At 71.6% G+C, this 16,729-nt stretch carries 21 protein-coding genes; 12 read left to right on the top strand and 9 right to left on the bottom strand.

The genetic code is table 11. The features are described 5' to 3' along the window. Positions 1-53: 53 nt before the first annotated feature. Positions 54-2,141, top strand: coding sequence for a PTS fructose transporter subunit IIABC (locus DEJ29_RS02790; RefSeq protein WP_111095029.1), 2,088 nt, complete (start codon positions 54-56; stop codon positions 2,139-2,141). A gap of 96 nt (positions 2,142-2,237) precedes the next feature. Here DEJ29_RS02790 and DEJ29_RS02795 read toward each other — a convergent pair whose 3' ends face one another. Both DEJ29_RS02795 and DEJ29_RS02800 read right to left on the bottom strand, forming a co-directional pair. Then, positions 2,238-3,272 carry a UDP-N-acetylglucosamine 4,6-dehydratase family protein gene (locus DEJ29_RS02795; protein ID WP_111095028.1) on the bottom strand — a complete coding sequence of 345 codons (1,035 nt, stop codon included), beginning with the start codon at positions 3,270-3,272 and terminating at the stop codon, positions 2,238-2,240. A gap of 61 nt (positions 3,273-3,333) precedes the next feature. After that, on the bottom strand, positions 3,334-5,031 hold the full coding sequence (locus DEJ29_RS02800; RefSeq protein ID WP_111095027.1) for a beta-N-acetylhexosaminidase: 1,698 nt from the start codon (positions 5,029-5,031) through the stop codon (positions 3,334-3,336). 50 nt (positions 5,032-5,081) lie between these two features. Here DEJ29_RS02800 and DEJ29_RS02805 point away from each other — a divergent pair, with 50 nt between their 5' ends. After that, a complete protein-coding gene (locus DEJ29_RS02805; RefSeq protein ID WP_181438191.1) occupies positions 5,082-6,245 on the top strand; it encodes an ROK family transcriptional regulator in 1,164 nt (387 codons plus the stop codon). A gap of 51 nt (positions 6,246-6,296) precedes the next feature. Beyond that, positions 6,297-7,070, top strand: a complete 774-nt coding sequence (locus tag DEJ29_RS02810) for a DedA family protein (RefSeq protein ID WP_258375945.1) — start codon at positions 6,297-6,299, stop codon at positions 7,068-7,070. Positions 7,071-7,073: 3 nt separating this feature from the next. Here DEJ29_RS02810 and DEJ29_RS02815 read toward each other — a convergent pair whose 3' ends face one another. Next, the gene (locus DEJ29_RS02815) at positions 7,074-7,277 is read right to left on the bottom strand and encodes a hypervirulence associated TUDOR domain-containing protein (protein WP_111095025.1); all 204 of its coding nucleotides are present in this window, start codon (positions 7,275-7,277) and stop codon (positions 7,074-7,076) included. 198 nt (positions 7,278-7,475) lie between these two features. Here DEJ29_RS02815 and DEJ29_RS02820 point away from each other — a divergent pair, with 198 nt between their 5' ends. Continuing rightward, complete coding sequence (locus DEJ29_RS02820) at positions 7,476-8,528, top strand: serine/threonine-protein kinase (protein ID WP_111095024.1); 1,053 nt, start codon at positions 7,476-7,478, stop codon at positions 8,526-8,528. 55 nt (positions 8,529-8,583) lie between these two features. Continuing rightward, positions 8,584-9,204: a phosphoribosylanthranilate isomerase gene (locus DEJ29_RS02825; RefSeq protein ID WP_111095023.1), complete on the top strand. Its 621-nt coding sequence runs from the start codon at positions 8,584-8,586 to the stop codon at positions 9,202-9,204. A gap of 100 nt (positions 9,205-9,304) precedes the next feature. On the opposite strand, the gene DEJ29_RS02830 is transcribed toward DEJ29_RS02825, so the two are convergent. From DEJ29_RS02830 to DEJ29_RS02840, 3 genes are all read right to left on the bottom strand, one after another. After that, positions 9,305-10,063: an HAD-IIB family hydrolase gene (locus tag DEJ29_RS02830; RefSeq protein ID WP_111095022.1), complete on the bottom strand. Its 759-nt coding sequence runs from the start codon at positions 10,061-10,063 to the stop codon at positions 9,305-9,307. 82 nt (positions 10,064-10,145) lie between these two features. Continuing rightward, complete coding sequence (locus DEJ29_RS02835; protein ID WP_017886352.1) at positions 10,146-10,580, bottom strand: acyl-CoA thioesterase; 435 nt, start codon at positions 10,578-10,580, stop codon at positions 10,146-10,148. An 82-nt stretch (positions 10,581-10,662) separates the two neighbouring features. Further along, positions 10,663-11,259, bottom strand: coding sequence for a nitroreductase family protein (locus tag DEJ29_RS02840; protein WP_111095021.1), 597 nt, complete (start codon positions 11,257-11,259; stop codon positions 10,663-10,665). 84 nt (positions 11,260-11,343) lie between these two features. On the opposite strand from DEJ29_RS02840, the gene DEJ29_RS02845 reads away from it, so the two are divergent. Further along, entirely contained in the window at positions 11,344-12,267 is a 924-nt protein-coding gene (locus tag DEJ29_RS02845; RefSeq protein WP_111095020.1) for an AEC family transporter, read from the top strand. 323 nt (positions 12,268-12,590) lie between these two features. Here DEJ29_RS02845 and DEJ29_RS02850 read toward each other — a convergent pair whose 3' ends face one another. Continuing rightward, on the bottom strand, positions 12,591-12,740 hold the full coding sequence (locus DEJ29_RS02850; protein ID WP_181438193.1) for a hypothetical protein: 150 nt from the start codon (positions 12,738-12,740) through the stop codon (positions 12,591-12,593). On the opposite strand from DEJ29_RS02850, the gene DEJ29_RS02855 reads away from it, so the two are divergent. Continuing rightward, positions 12,739-13,086 carry a four-helix bundle copper-binding protein gene (locus tag DEJ29_RS02855; protein WP_284174035.1) on the top strand — a complete coding sequence of 116 codons (348 nt, stop codon included), beginning with the start codon at positions 12,739-12,741 and terminating at the stop codon, positions 13,084-13,086. The two genes, DEJ29_RS02850 and DEJ29_RS02855, sit on opposite strands and share 2 nt — an antisense overlap. Before the next feature lie 33 nt (positions 13,087-13,119). Here the strand turns inward: DEJ29_RS02855 and DEJ29_RS02860 are convergent, their stop codons facing one another. Together DEJ29_RS02860 and DEJ29_RS02865 are read right to left on the bottom strand one after the other, a co-directional pair. Beyond that, positions 13,120-13,368: a hypothetical protein gene (locus DEJ29_RS02860; RefSeq protein ID WP_027464862.1), complete on the bottom strand. Its 249-nt coding sequence runs from the start codon at positions 13,366-13,368 to the stop codon at positions 13,120-13,122. 146 nt (positions 13,369-13,514) lie between these two features. Further along, entirely contained in the window at positions 13,515-14,351 is an 837-nt protein-coding gene (locus tag DEJ29_RS02865; RefSeq protein ID WP_111095018.1) for an exodeoxyribonuclease III, read from the bottom strand. A gap of 115 nt (positions 14,352-14,466) precedes the next feature. Between DEJ29_RS02865 and DEJ29_RS02870 the strand changes: the two genes are divergently transcribed. Genes DEJ29_RS02870 through DEJ29_RS02890 form a run of 5 tightly spaced genes read left to right on the top strand, consistent with a single transcriptional unit; the run spans position 14,467 to position 16,727 of the window. After that, on the top strand, positions 14,467-14,961 hold the full coding sequence (locus tag DEJ29_RS02870) for an Asp23/Gls24 family envelope stress response protein (RefSeq protein ID WP_111095017.1): 495 nt from the start codon (positions 14,467-14,469) through the stop codon (positions 14,959-14,961). Continuing rightward, positions 14,958-15,149 carry a DUF2273 domain-containing protein gene (locus DEJ29_RS02875; protein ID WP_027464859.1) on the top strand — a complete coding sequence of 64 codons (192 nt, stop codon included), beginning with the start codon at positions 14,958-14,960 and terminating at the stop codon, positions 15,147-15,149. Before DEJ29_RS02870 ends, DEJ29_RS02875 begins: the two co-directional genes overlap by 4 nt. Then, positions 15,146-15,517: a hypothetical protein gene (locus tag DEJ29_RS02880; RefSeq protein ID WP_111089400.1), complete on the top strand. Its 372-nt coding sequence runs from the start codon at positions 15,146-15,148 to the stop codon at positions 15,515-15,517. Before DEJ29_RS02875 ends, DEJ29_RS02880 begins: the two co-directional genes overlap by 4 nt. After that, positions 15,514-16,128: a hypothetical protein gene (locus DEJ29_RS02885; RefSeq protein WP_181438190.1), complete on the top strand. Its 615-nt coding sequence runs from the start codon at positions 15,514-15,516 to the stop codon at positions 16,126-16,128. Before DEJ29_RS02880 ends, DEJ29_RS02885 begins: the two co-directional genes overlap by 4 nt. Further along, on the top strand, positions 16,125-16,727 hold the full coding sequence (locus DEJ29_RS02890) for a hypothetical protein (RefSeq protein ID WP_111095015.1): 603 nt from the start codon (positions 16,125-16,127) through the stop codon (positions 16,725-16,727). The genes DEJ29_RS02885 and DEJ29_RS02890 overlap by 4 nt, the downstream gene beginning before the upstream one ends. Positions 16,728-16,729 lie beyond the last annotated feature (2 nt).

Below are 16,729 nucleotides of genomic sequence, written 5' to 3' on the forward strand. Positions count from 1 at the left end.
CCCCGAACACCTGCACCACCGCGCGATCAGCGCCATTGCGAAGGAGCAAGCACATGTCCGCAGACTCGAGTCCGCGCCTCATCAGCGCACAGCTCGTCGGCCTCGACGAGGACCTCGGCGCCACGTCGACCGACGTCATCCGGGTGCTCGCCGACCGCGTCGCCGCGACCGGCCGCGCCGCCGACGGCGCCACGCTCGCCGACGACGCCATCAAGCGCGAGGCGAGCGTCGGAACGGGCGTCCCCGGCGGCATCGCCATCCCGCACGCCCGGTCGGCATCGGTGTCCGAGCCGACGCTGGCGTTCTCGCGCCTGGCCCGGAAGGTGCCGTTCGGCGCCCCGGACGGCGACGCCGACATCGTCTTCATGATCGCCGTGCCCGAGGGGGCGGACAAGGACCACCTGACGGTCCTCTCGACCCTGGCCCGCGCGCTCATCCGTGAGGACTTCACGGCCGCACTCCGCGCCGCGACCACCCCCGACGAGATCGTCCGGCTCGTCGACGACGAGGTGAGCGGCGAAGTGGCCGAGGCCGGCATCGGGAAGGCGAGCAGCGCCTCCGAACCGGCCACCGCACCGGAGGCGGGCCGCAAGGTCTTCGTCGGCGTCACCGCCTGCCCGACCGGCATCGCGCACACCTACATGGCGGCCGACGCCCTCGTCGCCGCAGCCCAGCGTGCCGGTGCCGAGATGCACATCGAGACGCAGGGGTCCTCGCAGGTCGAGCCCCTCGACCCGGCGCTCATCGCCCGTGCCGACGCCGTCGTGTTCGCGGTCGACGTCGACGTCCGCGACCGCGGTCGGTTCGCCGGCAAGCCGCTGGTGTCCGGACCCGTCAAGCGCGGTGTCGACGAGCCGGACAAGATGATCGCCGAGGCCATCCGCGCCTCCGAGGACCCGCATGCCGCACGCGTGCAGGGTGGCGCCGCCGTCGAGGGCGAGTCCACCGCCAAGAACGAGCACTTCGGCCAGTCGCTCAAGCGCTGGCTCCTCACCGGCGTCAGCTACATGATCCCGTTCGTCGCCGGCGGCGGGCTGCTCATCGCGCTCGGCTTCCTGCTCTCCGGGTACGGCATCGCGCTGAACCACGGTGACTCGGGGATGAGCAACGCCGCCTACACGCTCACGAACTCCACGCTGCTGAACCTGCCGCCGGAGGGCCTCGGGTACTACCTCGGCGCCGCTGCGTTCCAGATCGGACAGGTGTCGCTCGGGTTCCTGGTCGCCGCACTCGCCGGGTACATCGCCTACGCCATCGCCGACCGTCCGGGCATCGCACCGGGCTTCGTGGCCGGATCGATCGCCGTGTTCATGAACGCCGGGTTCCTCGGTGGTCTGGTCGGCGGCCTGATCGCCGGTGCCGCCGCGTACTGGATCGGGCGCATCCCGACCTGGCGCTGGCTGCGTGGCCTGATGCCGGTCGTGATCATCCCGCTGTTCGCGTCGATCATCGCCTCGGGTCTCATGCTCCTGGTGCTCGGCGGCCCGATCGCCTGGGTCATGACCGAGCTGACCGCTTGGCTCAACTCGCTCTCCGGTGCCTCCGCCGTCCTGCTCGGGATCATCCTCGGCCTGATGATGGCCTTCGACCTCGGTGGTCCGGTCAACAAGGTGGCGTACGCGTTCGCCGTCGCCGGGCTCGGTGCCGGGACCGCCACGAACGTGGTGCCGTTCGAGATCATGGCTGCCGTCATGGCCGCCGGCATGGTGCCGCCGCTCGCCCTCGCGCTCGCCTCGACCGTGCTCTACCGCAAGGGCTTCACCAAGCCGGAGCGTGAGAACGGCAAGGCCGCGTGGCTCCTCGGTGCGTCCTTCATCTCCGAGGGTGCGATCCCGTTCGCCGCAGCCGACCCGCTGCGCGTCATCCCGGCGTCGATGGTCGGGGCTGCGATCACGGGTGCGATCTCGATGGCTGCCGGTGTGACCTCGCGAGCACCGCACGGCGGGATCTTCGTCTTCTTCGCGATCGGTGACGTGCTGATGTTCGTCGTCGCGATCCTGGCCGGGACCGTGGTGTCGGCGCTGGTGCTCGTCGCCCTGAAGAAGTGGGTCCGTCGTCGCCCCGTCGACGAGGCCGCTGCGGGCAGCGAGGCCGCCGTGGCCGGCGAGACGGTGGGCCAGCGCGCACCGGTCGCCGCGTAGTCGACCGCAGCACACGACGGACGGGAGGCCCGGTGCCAGCTGGCACCGGGCCTCCTGTCCGTCGTGCGGTCGCGTCGAGGACCGGACGTGCGTCGGTCAGGCGGCCATCGCGAGCGCTGACGGGTCGACCTGGCCGGGGACGCACTCGTCGACGTCGCACGGCGCGATCGGTGCGACCGAGGTGTGGGTGATCTTCGGGTGCACCGGGCGGCGTTCGGTCTCGCCGCGTCCGATGAGGTCCTCGTGGAGCTTCTCGCCCGCCCGCAGGCCCGTGAACACGATGTCGGACGGGCTGCCGGTGGCCTGGAGCATGCGCCGTGCGATGTCGAGGATCCGGACCGGTGCACCCATGTCGAGCACGAGGACCTCGCCGGGGTGCGCGATCGCCGCGGACTGGATCACGAGGTGGCAGGCCTCGGGGATGGACATGAAGTAGCGGGTGGCGTCGGGGTGGGTGACGGTGAGGGGGCGTCCGGCACGGATCAGCTCCGCGAAGAGCGGGAGCATCGAGCCGCGGCTGCCGAGGACGTTGCCGAACCGGACCGACACGTAGTCGTGGCCCGTGTCGGCGGCGGTCCAGGCGGTCAACCGTTCGGCGATGCGCTTGGTCGACCCGAGCACGCTCGTCGGGTTCGCCGCCTTGTCGGTCGAGATGTTCACGAGCGTCCCCACGCCCGCGGCAGCAGCGGCACGGAGGACGTTCAGGGTGCCGAGGACGTTCGTCTTCCAGCCTTCGTCCGGGTACTGCTCGAGCATCGGCAGGTGCTTCAGTGCCGCGGCGTGGAAGACGACGTCGGGCTGGCGGCTCAGCATGATGTCGCGGATGGCGTCGGCGTCGCGGATGTCGGCGAGGACGACGTTCTTCGTGTCGAGCAACCCGTGACCGTCCACGGAGACCTGCACCTGCTGCAGGGCGGTCTCGTCGCGGTCGAGCATGATGATCTCCGCCGGCTCGAACCGGACGAGTTGCCGGCAGAGCTCACTGCCGATCGACCCGCCGGCGCCCGTGATCAGCACCGACCGGCCTCGGACGAAGTCGACGGTGATCTCGAGCTCGGCCTCGGGCTGTCGATCCCCGATCAGTGCGTCGATGTCGAGCCCGTCGAGGCCGGGGATGCTGCGCTGGGGCATGGGGGTCTCCTCCGTGAAGTCCTCCCCAGTGTGAACCTCTCACATGTGAAATGTCAACAGGTCAGTCGGCGATGTTGGCAGTCACCGCGTCGATGTACGCCGCACGCTCCTCGCGCGAGTGCGGTCGCCCCGGCACGCCCGGTCGCTGCTCCCACGGGAACGGACCGGCCTCGTGCCGGTACTCGATGCCCATCGCCTCGAGCCGGGCGGTGTGCTCGGCCAGGCGTCCGCGGAACTCGGCGAGGTCGCGCGGCCCGGTGACGTCGGCCGACCACAGTGCCTCGGCAAGGGCAGCGACGCGGGGGAAGAGCTGGTAGTCGAGCCGACGGGCGGAGTCGACGTGCTCCGTCCACATGTTGCCCTGGCCGCCGATGACGTGGGCGCGCTCGTCGTCGGTGAGCCCCGACGGCACCGGGTCGAAGGCGAAGACGTCGTCGACGGTGAGCACGATCGACACCGGGATCGGCTCGGTCGGCAGGTCGCTCTGGCGGTAGTCGAGGTACACCTGGTCGTCCGGCGACGAGATGACGTCGTGCCCGCGGCGGGCGGCGGTGCGTGCGCCGGTCAGACCGCGCCAGGAGACCACGGTCGCCGAGGGGTCGAGGGTGCCGCCCTCGAGGATCTCGTCCCACCCGAACGCCCGCCGGCCGTGCGACTCGACGTGTGCGGCAAGCTGCCCGATGATCCAGGCCTGCAGCTGTTCCTCGTCCTGCAGCCCGAGCTCGCGGATGCGCTCCTGCGTGCGCGGGTCGGTCTCCCACTGCACCTTCGGGCACTCGTCGCCGCCGATGCCGATGTAGCCGGAGGGGAAGAGCGCGATGACCTCGTCCAGGACGTCCTTGAAGAAGTCGATCGTGGCGTCCTCGGCGTTCAGGACGTCGTCGGCGATGCCCCACTCCGTCCACACATCCACCGGCTCGCCCGTGACGCCGAGCGACGGGTACGCCGCCAGCGCCGCACGGACGTGCCCGGGTGTCTCGATCTCGGGGACGACGGTGACGAACCGGTCGGCCGCGTACGCCACGATCTCGCGGACGTCGTCCTGCGTGTAGTACCCGCCGTGCGGGCGTCCGTCGAACCCGGCGACGACGAGTGTGCCGTCCGGCCCGGCGACGTGCGCGCCGACCTGGGACTCCCGACGCCAGGACCCGACCTCGGTCAGGCGCGGGTACTTCCGGATCTCGATGCGCCACCCCTGGTCCTCGGTGAGGTGGAAGTGCAGGCGGTTGATCCGGTGCGCGGCGAGCTGGTCGACCACCCGCATGACCTCGTGCTTCGTGCGGAAGTGCCGGGCGACGTCGAGCATCACGCCGCGCCAGGCGAAGGCAGGGGCGTCCTCGACGACCACGGCGGGCACGGACCACGGGCCGGTCGCGACCCGGCCGCGGCGGTACACGTCCGGGGGCAGCAGCTGCAGCAGGGCCTGCACACCGTAGAAGACCCCGGCGGGCGAACCGCCGACGACGTCGACGCCGTCCGGCGTCACCGTGAGGCGGAACGACTCCGCCCGGTCGCCCTCCGGCGTCGTCGGGCCAGCGGGCAGGGACGGGTCGTCGGCGACGCGCAGCGCGATCGTGCCGGCCCCCGGCGCTGTGTCGTCGAGGGCGTCCCGCACCGGCAGCCCGGTCGATCCCCGCAGGGTCTGCTGCAGGTACAGTCGGACGGACTCGCTCGCCGGGTCGGCGGCGATCCGGGTCGACGGGGTGATCTCGAAGGCCCCGACACCGGGAGCGGTGCGGCGCGGTCGTGGGACGAGCATGTCGGAGCCACCATTCCTCAATGATCTTTCGTAATATGGAGGCTATGGCCGTGCAGCAGACCGTGTCAACGACCCCGGGCGCCGTCGGGACGACCCCGGGGGTCCTGCGACAGATGAACTCGCGGGCGATCCTCGACGAGCTCCTGCGTGATGACGTCTCCCGCACGGTCACCGAGCTCGGGCGCACGGTCGGACTCTCCCGCCCCACGGTCGAGGCGGCGCTCGCCGACCTGGTCGACGAGGGCTGGGCGACCGAGGCCGAGGCGATCGCGACCCCGAACAAGGCCGGTCGTCGGGCCAAGCGCTTCGCGGCCGACGCGTCGGCCGGCTCCGTGCTCGGCGTGGACCTCGGCCTGCACGGGATCGTCGGCGTGCGCGCGGACCTGCGCGGCGTCACGCTCGCACGCGTCGAGGAGCGCTACACCGACCTCGCCGACGCCGAACAGGCCTGGTCGAGCGTGCAGGACGTCGTCCGTCGGCTGACGGCGCCCGTCGGTGGCGCTGGCGGCGGCCCGGCCGGTGGTGCGCCGGTGCTCGGTGCCACGTTCGGCGTCCCGGCGGTCGTCGACCGCGACGGCGCGATCGACTACACGGTCGCGGTGCCGGAGTGGGTCGAGCGACGGGTGCCCGGCCGGATCCAGGACCTCTTCCCCGGGGTCGCCACCTTCTTCGACAACGACGCCAAGCTGGCCGCCACGGCCGAGGCCCGGTGGGGGCGGTTCCACGGCGTCCGGGACGGTCTGTACCTGGTCATGGGTCGGCAGATCGGTGCCGCCCTGGTGGTCGACGGCTCGTTGGCGCGCGGTGCGCGCGGTGCCGCCGGTGAGATGGGCGGCATCGCCTCGACCGGCTGGCCCGCCGCACCCGCCCGCCTGGAGGCCCGGATCCCGTCCGACACGGACCTCGAGTCCGTCTTCGCCGCGGCCGCCCAGGGCTCGGTGCCAGCCGTCGAGACCGTCCGTGCGTTCGCGGCCGACGTGGCACCCGGCGTCGTGCAGCTCGTGGCGACGATCGACCCCGAGGTCGTCGTCGTCGGTGGCGAGGTCCTGCCGGCTGCCGAGGTGTTCTGCGCCGCGCTCGACGAGATCGTCACGCCACAGCTCCGGCACCCGGTGGTGTTCGCCCCGTCGACCGTCGGTCGCGACGCCGTCGCCCGGGGCGCGCTCGCCCGGTCACTCGCGCACGTCCGGTCGGCTCACATGGGACTCGGCTGACACCCAGGGAGCGTGCCGGGTCCTGACAGGGCGTTCAGGGATGCTGGGGGCATGACGACTGCCGTGACCGCCCGTGCCATGACCGTCGCCAGTGGCGACTCCACCGCTCCGTCGGACCTCGGCGGGCTCTCCGGCCTGGTGCTGCAGCTGATCGACGCGCTGGGGGAGTGGGGCGTCGGGCTGATGCTCTTCGTCGAGACGGTGTTCCCGCCCATCCCGTCCGAGGTCATCCTGCCGCTGGCCGGGTTCCTCGCGGGTGCCGGCCAGATGAACCTGGTCCTGGTCCTGGTGCTGGCGACGATCGGTTCGTACCTCGGGGCGCTCGTGCTGTACTGGCTCGGCGCGAAGATCGGGTTCGAACGCACCACGCGGTGGTTCGGCAAGCTGCCCCTGGTCGACGAGGACGACTTCCGCAAGGCGGCCGGCTGGTTCCACCGGCACGGCAAGAGTGCGGTGTTCTTCGGCCGGTTCGTCCCGATCGTCCGCAGTCTCATCTCGCTGCCGGCCGGCGCCGATCGCATGCACCTCGGCACGTTCTCGGTGTTCACGATCATCGCGAGCGGCATCTGGAACAGCGCACTCGTGCTGCTCGGTGCCGCGTTCGGGTCGCAGTACGACCAGGTCGAGGCGTACACCGAGTGGATCGACCGCGTGCTCTACGTCGCGATCGCGGTGGTCGTCGTGACCTTCGTCGTGCGTCGGATCCGCCGGGTGCGGGCCGAGCGGCGCGCGGGCGGCCCCGACGGCCACGACGATGACGGCGTCGGCAGCCCCGCCCCGAGCGGTGCCCGGGGCCGTCGTCGCGCCGAGCCCGCCCGCGACTGACCCTCAGGCCTTCGTCAGCGCCGACTCCTTGTGGGCCGCCTGCTTGCCGCTCTTCTCCGACTCCACGATCCAGTACGGGTCGTCGTCGGTGGGCGTGAAGTGCTGCCCGTTGAACTCGAAGTCGCTCGTCCGCTTCCGCACGAGCGTGCCGGTCGTCCTGCCCTGCGAGGTGTTCCAGTGCACCTCGTCACCCTTCGACAACGCCATGCTGTCCTCCTTGCGCGATTCTTCGTCCTGCTGGAGGTCGGACTGTACCCCGTCGATCCCCGGAAAATCAGGGAAGCAGGGCGATCACGATGTCGTAACGGCCATGCGGATCGAGAGTCGGACGCGTACCGTTTCCCATGAGCCCACACGCCGGCAGCGGCCGCGGAACCACGGGCTCCGGACGGGACGACGGACACCATGACCCTGCTGGACAGCGCGCGGGCGGACACCGTCCTCTCTGCGCGGTACCGGCTCGTGAAGCTCATCGGCACCGGCGGCATGGGATCCGTCTACGAAGCCCGCGACGAGCACACGTACCGGGCCGTGGCCGTGAAGCTCTTCGCGACCCCGGACAAGATGACCACCGCCGACCGCGTCCGTCAGGAGCGCGAGATCCGGCTGCTCAGCATGCTCTCCCACCCCGGTCTCATCCCGCTGTACGACGCCGGCACCCACGAGTTCGAGGACGGCCCGCACCGGTTCATCGTGATGGAGCTCATCGCCGACACGACGCTGCTCCGGCGTCTGTCCGAGGGCGCCCTGCACAACTACGAGGTCGCCGACCTCGGTGCGCAGCTCGCCGATGCCCTGGCCTACGTGCACTCGCGCGGCATCGTGCACCGCGACGTGAAGCCCGCCAACATCCTGATCAGCGACGAGGGCTCGTCCGGGTTCGCCCGCACCGTCAAGCTCACCGACTTCGGCGTCGCCCACTTCGTCGACGGCTCCCGCCTGACGAACGACGGCACGGTCATCGGCACCGCCGCCTACCTCAGCCCGGAGCAGGTCGCCGGCGAACCGATCAGCTTCGCCACCGACGTGTACTCGCTCGGGCTCGTCCTGCTCGAGGCGCTGACCGGCAAGCAGGAGTACTCGGGCACCCTGATCGAGGCCGCACTCGCCCGGCTCCGTCGCGACCCCGAGATCCCGGACGACGTCGCCGACGAGTGGCGTGAGCTGCTCAGCCGGATGACGGCCCGCGACCCGGAGCGCCGGCCCACGGCGGTGGCCATCGCCAACGCGCTGCGCGGCGGGTCCACCCAGATCACCGGCCCGGTGCCGCTCGGCCCGGAACGCGTGAAGCACCAGCGCGACCACCGCATGCACCGTGCCGCCCACCGGCACGCCAAGCGCGGCACGTTCTCGGCGGTCCGTCGCTGGCGTCGCCGGAACGTCCTGGTCGGCACGTTCGCGGCCTTCGGCGTGAGCGCGGCCTGCATGGCCGCCTACGTCACGGGCGCCCTGCACTGACCCGTCCGGTGGCTCCGTGCCCCGGGCACCGGAGCGCCCTGGCAGGATGGACAGCATGACCGACCAGCGCTGGATCAAGATCTGCGGCCTGTCGACTCCCGACACCGTGGACGCCGCCATCGACGCGGGAGCCGATGCCGTCGGGTTCGTCTTCGCGGCGGGCAGCCCCCGGACCGTCACCGCCGACCTGGCGAAGGAACTGGTCGAGCGGGTGCCGGACGGCATCGACGCCGTCGGGGTCTTCCGCGACCAGAAGATCGACGAGATCGTGGGCATCGCGTCCGAGGTCGGGCTCACCACCCTGCAGCTGCACGGTGGCGAGTCGGCGTCCGACTTCGCCCGCGCGCGCGACGCCGGCTTCTTCACCATCCGGGCCATCGCGGCCGAGGACTATCTGCGCGAGACGCCCGAACAGCGCGCCGGGTTCGACCACGACCTGCTGCTGCTCGACGCCGCCGTGCCCGGCAGCGGTCGCCTGATCGACCCGGCCACGATCGACGGCGTGGACGAGGCCTGGATCCTCGCCGGCGGGCTGACCCCGGCCAACGTGGTCGCCGCGGTCGAGGCGCTCGACCCCGACGGCGTCGACGTGTCGAGCGGTGTCGAGTCCGAGCGTGGCGTCAAGGACCCCGCCAAGATCCGCGCCTTCGTCGAGGCCGTCCGCAGCCTGGGCTGAGCGCCCGGCCGCGTCGGTCGCGTTCGCGGCTCTGGACGCGACCGGGGACGGACAGGAGGCGCGGTGCGGGCCCGCCACGGGCCTCCCGTCCGCCGCGCGGTCAGCGCAGGGTGGGGATGAGCTCCGTCAGGAACGCGTCCGTGTCCTCCCAGCCCTGCACCGCGTGGCAGGGGACCCCGAGCGCCTTCACCGGGTAGTCGTTGCCCTCGGGGTCGAGCCGGTCGCCCACGAAGAGCATGTCGTCGAGCGCGATGCCGGTGATCTCGGCCAGACGCTGCATGCCGTAGGCCTTGTCGATGCCCTTGCGGGTGATGTCGATGCTGGTGGAGCCGCCCGAGCGGACCTCGAGGTCGGGCAGGTCCTGCTGCACCAGACGGCGCAGGTGGTCCTTCTTCTCGCCGGTCGGGTCCCACTGCTTCTTGACGTCCACCGGGGCGGACTGGCCGAGTGCGGAGAACGTGATCTGCGACCCGCGGTCCTCGAGGATGGCGCCCCAGGTCTCGGACTCCCAGTACCCGGCTTCCTTCGCACGGGCCTCGACCGCGGCGAGGGCGCGGTCCTTCTGCTCCTCGGTGAGGTCCTCGGCGTACTGCAGTGCCCAGTCCTGGTCCTCCCAGCGGTAGTACCGGGTGCCACAGGTCGGCAGGAGGTGCAGGGCGTCGAGCGTCAGGCCGTCGCGCTGTCGGAGGGGGGTGACCAGCTGCTGTTCGAACTGGGTGAAGTTGCCGCCCGAGATGACCGCGACCGGCACGACCTCGAGCAGGGACGCGAAGGTCTCGAGCATGCGGGGGTCGAGGGAGGACTTCGACGGGGCGAGCGTGTCGTCCAGGTCGAAGGCGACGAGGCGGGGGGTGGTCATGTCCCTGATCCTGCCAGAGGCCGCCGATCAGGTGCCGCGTGCGGTGCTCCGAGCCGCCGGGTGCTGCGCGAAGTCTGCGGGGTCACGCGCGGTGCGTGGCGGGGACCCGGTCGCGCGCGTAGGTGATGTCCGTGTAGCCGTGCGGGGCCGGGTTGCCGTCCTCGTCGAGGTTCACGAACACGACCTCGTCGATCGTCAGGATGCTGCGGTGCGTGAAGAGGTTGCGCGCCTCGGCCCGCATGGTCAGCGACGTGCGGCCGAACCGGGTGGCGACGAGGCCGATCTCGACGATGTCGCCCTCCTTCGCCGAGGACAGGAAGTTGATCTCCGACATGTACTTCGTGACGACCTTGCCGTTGCCGAGCTGGATGATCGCGTAGACCGCGGCCTCCTCGTCGATCCATCGGAGCAGGCTGCCGCCGAACAGGGTGCCGTTGGCGTTGAGGTCTTCCGGTCGCACCCACTTCCGGGTGTAGAAGTTCATCTCCGGCGGGGCGTCGTCCTGGTGCTGATCCATGTCACGTCATGATACGCCGACAGCCGCGCCCCCGCAGGGACGCGGCCGTCGTGGCGATCGCGGGCGGCGGTGCCGCCGGTGCTCACTCCTTGACGAGGACGACCTCGTCGAGGGGGATGCGGGTGCGCGGGGCGACCTCGCGCTCGGCGGCCTTGACGTCGAGCTGCGACGGGTGCGCGACGGTGCCGACGGCCGTGACCGTGTACGGCAGGAAGCGCTCGGGCAGGTCGAACGCGGCACGGAGCCCGGCGGCGTCGATGCCCGCCATCTGGTGCACGTGCAGGCCCTCGGCGTGCGCCTGCACGGTCAGGGCGGCGAGCGACTGGCCGAGGTCGTACTGCGCGAAGGGACGCTCCTCGCCGTCGGCGGTCACGGTCTCGAGCACGCCGACGACGAGGGCGCTGGCGCGGAAGGCCCAGGCGGCGTTGAAGCCGAGCAGGTTCTCGTTGATCTTCCGGAACGTCTCGGTGCCGCGGCGGCCGGCGATGAAGCGGCGGGGCTGGAAGTTCATGGCCGAGGGTGCCCAGCGAGCGGCCTCGAGGACGGCGTCCAGCTGGTCGTCCGAGATCGTCGCGGTCTCGTCGTAGGAGCGGGGGCTCCAGCGCTCCTCGAGCAGCGGCACGAGCGGCTGGCTGGAGTCGGTGGACCGGGTGAGGGTGTCGGCGTTCGTCGAGGTCATGATGCGCTCAACGGTATTCGATGCGTACGCATTTCCGACCTGAGTGACGTCACATCACCGCCGGCAGGTGCCAGGATGGACGGGATGGGTGGCGTGTTGACCGGCTTCGCGATCATCGGCGCGATCATCGCCGGTGGGTACGTCGTCGGACGCATCGGCCTGCTGGGCCCGCACGCGCAGTTCGTGATGAGCCGGCTCGCCTTCTTCGTGCTGATGCCGTGCCTGCTGTTCCACACCATCGCGACCGCCGACATCGCGTCGCTGCTGTCCTCGATGCTCTGGGTCTCGTTGCTGAGCGCCGCCGTGGTCGCCCTCGGTGCCGCCGCCGTGTTCCGCTTCGTGCTGCGCCGCCCCGTCACCACGACCACCGTCGGGGCCCTGGCGTCGAGCTACGTGAACGCGAACAACATCGGGCTGCCGGTGGCCGTGTACGTCCTCGGCCAGGCGACCGCGGTCGTGCCCGTGATCCTGCTGCAGCTCGTCGTGATGGCCCCGATCGCGCTGACGATCCTCGACGCTGCGACCGCGGGTGGCGGCGGGTGGGGACGACGGATCGCGGGGCCGTTCCGGAACCCGATCATCATCGCCTCGCTCGTCGGGCTCGTGTGCTCGGCGACGGGGATCACGCTGCCCGACCCGGTGCTCGAGCCGTTCTCGCTCGTCGGCGCGGCCGCGGTGCCCGTCGTGCTGCTGTCGTTCGGGATGAGCCTGCACGGTGCGACCCCGCTGCGGGACCCGGCCATCCGCACCGACGTCATCGTGGCGTCGTCGATCAAGCTCGTGGTGATGCCGGCCGTGGCGTTCGTTTTCGCCCGGTTCGTGTTCGGGCTCGGCGAACAGGAGGTCTTCGTGCTCACCACCCTCGGCGCCCTGCCGGCGGCGCAGAACGTCTTCAACTACGCGCAGCGGTACGGGGCAGCGGTCCCGGTGGCGCGCGACGTCGTGCTCATCTCGACGCTCGGCTCGGTGCCCGTGCTCGTCGCGATCGCCGCCCTGCTGCACCCGTAGCGTGCGCCGAGACGCCGGCGTGTGGTGCGTCCGGAAGACGCCGTCGTGTTGTCGAGACGCCGGCGTGTGGTGCGTCCGGAAGACGCCGTCGTGTTGCGGAGACGCCTCGATGTCGCCGAGACGCCGCCGGATTCGGCGGCGTCTCGCGCACTTGCGGGCGTCGTGCGCGCACGCCGGCGTCTTCCGCACCCTGGACGCGCCGCGGGGCGGACGGGAGGCCCGTGGCGGGGATGCACCATGCCTCCCGTCCGGCTGTGGTGGCGACCACCGCGGATGGTGAGCAGAAAAGGTCGGGTGGCGGTCGCGGACCCGACCATTCCTGCTCACGAAGCGCGGACGGCACGCGCGTACCCTGACGGGCACGCGGGGCGGACCGCCCCGTGACCGATGACCACGACGAGGAGACCGGCGATGGACACGATGGCGATGATGAAGAACATGTCGATGACGGACATGCCCATGGAGATGGACATGGACATGATGCAGGACACGATGATGGCGATGAACGCCGCGTCGATGGCCGCGACGATGTGCTCGGCGGCCGACATGCGGATGGGCGGCGAGATGGCCACCTGCGCCGCGATGTGCTCGAACACCGCGATGCTCGCCGACACCGGCATGCGGATGATGATGCGTCCGATGGGGATGGACACCGCCGCGATGCAGGCGATGCTCACGGCCGTCGTCGCGATGGGCACCGCGTGTGCCGCCGAGTGCCGCCAGCACCAGGACATGGACGAGTCGTGCCGCTACTGCGCCATGGCCTGCGACGAGATGGTGTCGAAGTGCCGGGCGATGCTCGACTCGATGGCGGCCTGACCCGCTCCGTGCGCGCTCCGCGACGCGTGCGCGCTACGCGACGCGTGCGGTGGTCTGCCGACCGCCGGCGCTGAGGATCTCTGCGACCGGGTGGTGGGCGACCGGCTCGCCGACCGACAGGACGCCGTCGGCGTCCGCCACCCGCAGCTGGGTGATGCTCCCGTCGAGGAACAGCACCACGGCGTCAGCTGCGCGGGTCTCGACGACGATGCCGTCGCGCCACGCACCGGGGGCCGCGGTCGCCATGAGGCGCTGGATGGGAAGGATCGTCGTGCGGGACATGGCTTCACCTGCTCTCGAAGGGGTTCGGTGCAGGAAACCTACGTCGGCGTGACGGACGGCTCAATCACGGCGGACGTCGGGCGTAACAGAGCCGGACGGACGCCGATCCCGGGCCGGGCCGGGCCAAGCCGGTGAGCCGACTCCGATCAGAAGATCATCGGGCGGTCGTCGTCGAGCGACGTGTCCAGGTCGAGGTCGACCACCACGGGGACGTGGTCGCTCGGGGCGTCGCCCTTGCGCTCGTTCCGGTGGATCGAGGCGTCGGTGACGATGTCGGCGAAGGCCTGCGAGCCGAGGACGAAGTCGATGCGCATGCCCTCGTTGCGCGGGAACCGCAGCTGCTTGTAGTCCCAGTAGGTGTAGCCGTCGGGCACGATCGGGCGCACGACGTCCTGCAGGCCCCGCGCCTCGAACTCGCGGAACGCTGCCCGCTCGGGTTCGCTGACGTGGGTGGACCCCTCGAAGACCCGCATGTCCCAGACGTCCTGGTCGAGCGGTGCGACGTTCCAGTCGCCCATCAGCGCGAGCGGGGTCTCCGGCGACGCCTCGATCCACTCCGAGGTGCGGTCGGCCAGCTGGGCGAGCCAGTCGAGCTTGTACGTGTAGTGCGGGTCGCCGAGCTCGCGGCCGTTCGGGACGTAGAGGCTCCAGAGCCGCACGCCGTCGACCGTGACGCCGATCGCGCGGGCCTCGACCGGCAGGTCCGGCCCCTCGTGGCCCTTCAGGAACCCGGGCTGGCCGGGGAAGTCGCGGGTGACGTCCTCCATCGGCAGCCGGCTGGCGAACGCGACGCCGTTCCACTGGTTCAGGCCGTGCGCCTCGACGTGGTACCCCGCGGCCTCGAACTGCTCGACCGGGAACTGCTCCGGCTTGCACTTGATCTCCTGCATGCCGAGGACGTCGACGTCCTCACGCACCAGCCAGTCGACGATCCGACCCACTCGGGTGCGGACGGAGTTCACGTTCCAGGTCGCCACGCGCATGGAACAAGAACCTACCGGTGCCGACTGACGACGAGGTCGGCACGTGCGCCGTCTGTGCGGCGTACGGCACGATGGTGTTCGCTGGAGGCCAGCAATCGATCGCACGGAGGCAGCAATGGCATCGACGACGAACCGCGTCGACGGGATCACGACCGGAGCCACGCTCGGCACCGGGGCCGGGAGCGCCCAGCCCGCCGGCACCACCACGACGCAGGTCACCGCCAAGGGCAGGACCATCATCGACGACACGGTCGTCGCGAAGGTCGCGGGCATCGCCGCCCGCGACGTCCCCGGCGTCTTCGCACTCGGCGGCAACGCCTCGCGGGCGTTCGGTGCCATCCGCGACGCCATCGGCTCGAGCGCGCTCGGCCAGGGCGTCCGCGTCGAGGTCGGTGAGACCCAGGTCGCCGTCGACCTGACCATCGTCGTCGACTACCCGACGCCGATGATGGAGGTCGCCTCCGCTGTGCGTGCCGCCGTCACGAACGCCGTCACCGAACTCGTCGGCCTCGAGGTCACCGAGGTCAACATCGCCATCAACGACGTGAACATCCCGGCGCTCAACGGCGTCGCGGACGAGCTCGACACCCGGGACGGTCGAGTCCGGTGAACGCCACCGTCGTCGGGATGGGCACCGGCGCCCTGCTCGCGATCGTCGCCGTGACGCTCGGGTTCTGGGCGTTCGTCGTCGTCGCCGTCTGCATGGCGGTCGGTGCACTGGTCGCCCGCATCGTCACGGGTGACGTCGACTTCCGCCGCCTGCTCGACGTGCTGCGCGGACGCCGGAGCTCGTCGTGAGCGACGCCGCCGTCGCCACGGCCGGCGACAGCGGCGTCCGGCTCCGCGGCTCCGACCGCATCGGTACGTCCGCGCTGGTGCACACCGCCCAGGCGGTCGCCGCCGAAGCGCTGCGCGTTGCCTTCCGGGAGGTCCGTGCCCGGGTCGCGGACGACGGCCGCGGCGCGCTGGCGGTCGAGATCACCGCCCCGCTCGCCCTGCCGGTGCTGGGCTCGCACGCACTCCCCGACGAACCGGTCGTCGCCACGGCGCACCGGGCTCGCGGCACGATCGCCGAGCGCTTCCGGACCATCACCGGCCGACAGGTCGCCCGCGTGACCGTGACCTTCGCCTCGTCGGTGGTGGACACCCCGCGGAGGGTCCGGTGACCGCCCCACCCCTCGTCGGCGCGCCCGCCGCCGACCACGCTGCCACCTACCGCCGCGTGCTGCGCCGCGAGACCCACGTCTCCCGCTCGGCCGCCGTCGTCGTCGCGATGCTCATCGCCCTGGTGCTCGCCGCCGCGGCGGTCTTCGCCGGTGCGCTCGTCCTGCTCGACCAGAACGTCCTGGGCGTCGACCCCCGTGCCGTGGTCGACGCCGCGCTCGCCGCTCCGGACGGCCTCGACACCACCATCGTGATCGGCATCGGCGCCGTCGTGGCCCTGATCGGCCTCGTGCTCCTGCTGCAGGGGATCCTGCCCCAGCGCCGTCCGCGGCACGTGATGTCGTCCGACCGGCTCGCAGTGGTCGTCGACGACGAGGTCCTGGCCTCCGCCGCGGCCCGAGCCGCCCGTTCCGCGACCCGTCTGGGCGCCGACGCCGCCGTGGGCACCGTCGGTCGCCGCACGGTCGACGTCGTGCTCCGGCCCGCAGCCGGAGTGGACGTCCCCGCGGTCGCCGCGACCGAGGCCGTCGAGCGGGAGTTCGCCGCGATCGACGCGCAGCCGACGCTGGCCGCGCGGGTGCGGGTGCAGCCGACCGGACGGGTGGACGGATGAACGCCACGAACCGCGCGCTCGGCCGGACGGCGCTCGTCGTGCTCGGGCTCGTGCTGCTCGTCGCCGGGGTCGCCGCGATCCTGGTGCAGACCGCGCAGGGCCTGCCCCTCGTCGCATCGTGGTGGCGCACGGTCGGCGATGCCCTCGCCGCACTCGGCACCGGGGCGTCGCGTGACGACTCGGTGTTCGCGTGGACCTGCGTGCTCGGCGGTGGCGTCGTGCTCGGCGTGCTCGCACTCGTCGTGCTGACGACGCTCGGCGGTGGCCGCGAGAGCACCGTCGTGGACAGCGACGGTTCTGCCGACGGCGTCGCCGGCTCCGTGCGCATCGAGTCCACGGCCGTGCAGCACGCGCTCTCCTCGGCCATCGGCGACATGCCCCAGGTCGGCTCGCTCGCCGTCGACGTCTACCGGGTCCGTGGTGGTCGGGCGATCCGGGTGCGGGTCCGTCCGCGCCGGGGTGCCGCGCCGCGCGAGATCACCGAACGGGTCGAGGCCGTGGTCGCCGACCTGGACGCCCTGCTCGGCGAACGCCTGCCGGTGCTGCTCGAGATCGCCCGTGGTGGGTCGGGGTCGTCCCGCCCGGACCGCGTGCACTGAGC

It is taken from the genome of Curtobacterium sp. MCPF17_021 (assembly GCF_003234605.2).
Taxonomy (GTDB): domain Bacteria; phylum Actinomycetota; class Actinomycetes; order Actinomycetales; family Microbacteriaceae; genus Curtobacterium; species Curtobacterium flaccumfaciens.

Bases quoted from the DNA above. Each gene is read 5' to 3' on its own strand.
- DEJ29_RS02790 (WP_111095029.1), top strand. From the start codon at position 54: ATGTCCGCAGACTCGAGTCCGCGCCTCATCAGCGCACAGCTCGTCGGC.
- DEJ29_RS02795 (WP_111095028.1), bottom strand. From the start codon at position 3,272: ATGCCCCAGCGCAGCATCCCCGGCCTCGACGGGCTCGACATCGACGCA.
- DEJ29_RS02800 (WP_111095027.1), bottom strand. From the start codon at position 5,031: ATGCTCGTCCCACGACCGCGCCGCACCGCTCCCGGTGTCGGGGCCTTC.
- DEJ29_RS02810 (WP_258375945.1), top strand. From the start codon at position 6,297: ATGACGACTGCCGTGACCGCCCGTGCCATGACCGTCGCCAGTGGCGAC.
- DEJ29_RS02815 (WP_111095025.1), bottom strand. From the start codon at position 7,277: ATGGCGTTGTCGAAGGGTGACGAGGTGCACTGGAACACCTCGCAGGGC.
- DEJ29_RS02820 (WP_111095024.1), top strand. From the start codon at position 7,476: ATGACCCTGCTGGACAGCGCGCGGGCGGACACCGTCCTCTCTGCGCGG.
- DEJ29_RS02825 (WP_111095023.1), top strand. From the start codon at position 8,584: ATGACCGACCAGCGCTGGATCAAGATCTGCGGCCTGTCGACTCCCGAC.
- DEJ29_RS02830 (WP_111095022.1), bottom strand. From the start codon at position 10,063: ATGACCACCCCCCGCCTCGTCGCCTTCGACCTGGACGACACGCTCGCC.
- DEJ29_RS02835 (WP_017886352.1), bottom strand. From the start codon at position 10,580: ATGGATCAGCACCAGGACGACGCCCCGCCGGAGATGAACTTCTACACC.
- DEJ29_RS02840 (WP_111095021.1), bottom strand. From the start codon at position 11,259: ATGACCTCGACGAACGCCGACACCCTCACCCGGTCCACCGACTCCAGC.
- DEJ29_RS02845 (WP_111095020.1), top strand. From the start codon at position 11,344: ATGGGTGGCGTGTTGACCGGCTTCGCGATCATCGGCGCGATCATCGCC.
- DEJ29_RS02855 (WP_284174035.1), top strand. From the start codon at position 12,739: ATGGACATGATGCAGGACACGATGATGGCGATGAACGCCGCGTCGATG.
- DEJ29_RS02850 (WP_181438193.1), bottom strand. From the start codon at position 12,740: ATGTCCATCTCCATGGGCATGTCCGTCATCGACATGTTCTTCATCATC.
- DEJ29_RS02860 (WP_027464862.1), bottom strand. From the start codon at position 13,368: ATGTCCCGCACGACGATCCTTCCCATCCAGCGCCTCATGGCGACCGCG.
- DEJ29_RS02865 (WP_111095018.1), bottom strand. From the start codon at position 14,351: ATGCGCGTGGCGACCTGGAACGTGAACTCCGTCCGCACCCGAGTGGGT.
- DEJ29_RS02870 (WP_111095017.1), top strand. From the start codon at position 14,467: ATGGCATCGACGACGAACCGCGTCGACGGGATCACGACCGGAGCCACG.
- DEJ29_RS02890 (WP_111095015.1), top strand. From the start codon at position 16,125: ATGAACGCCACGAACCGCGCGCTCGGCCGGACGGCGCTCGTCGTGCTC.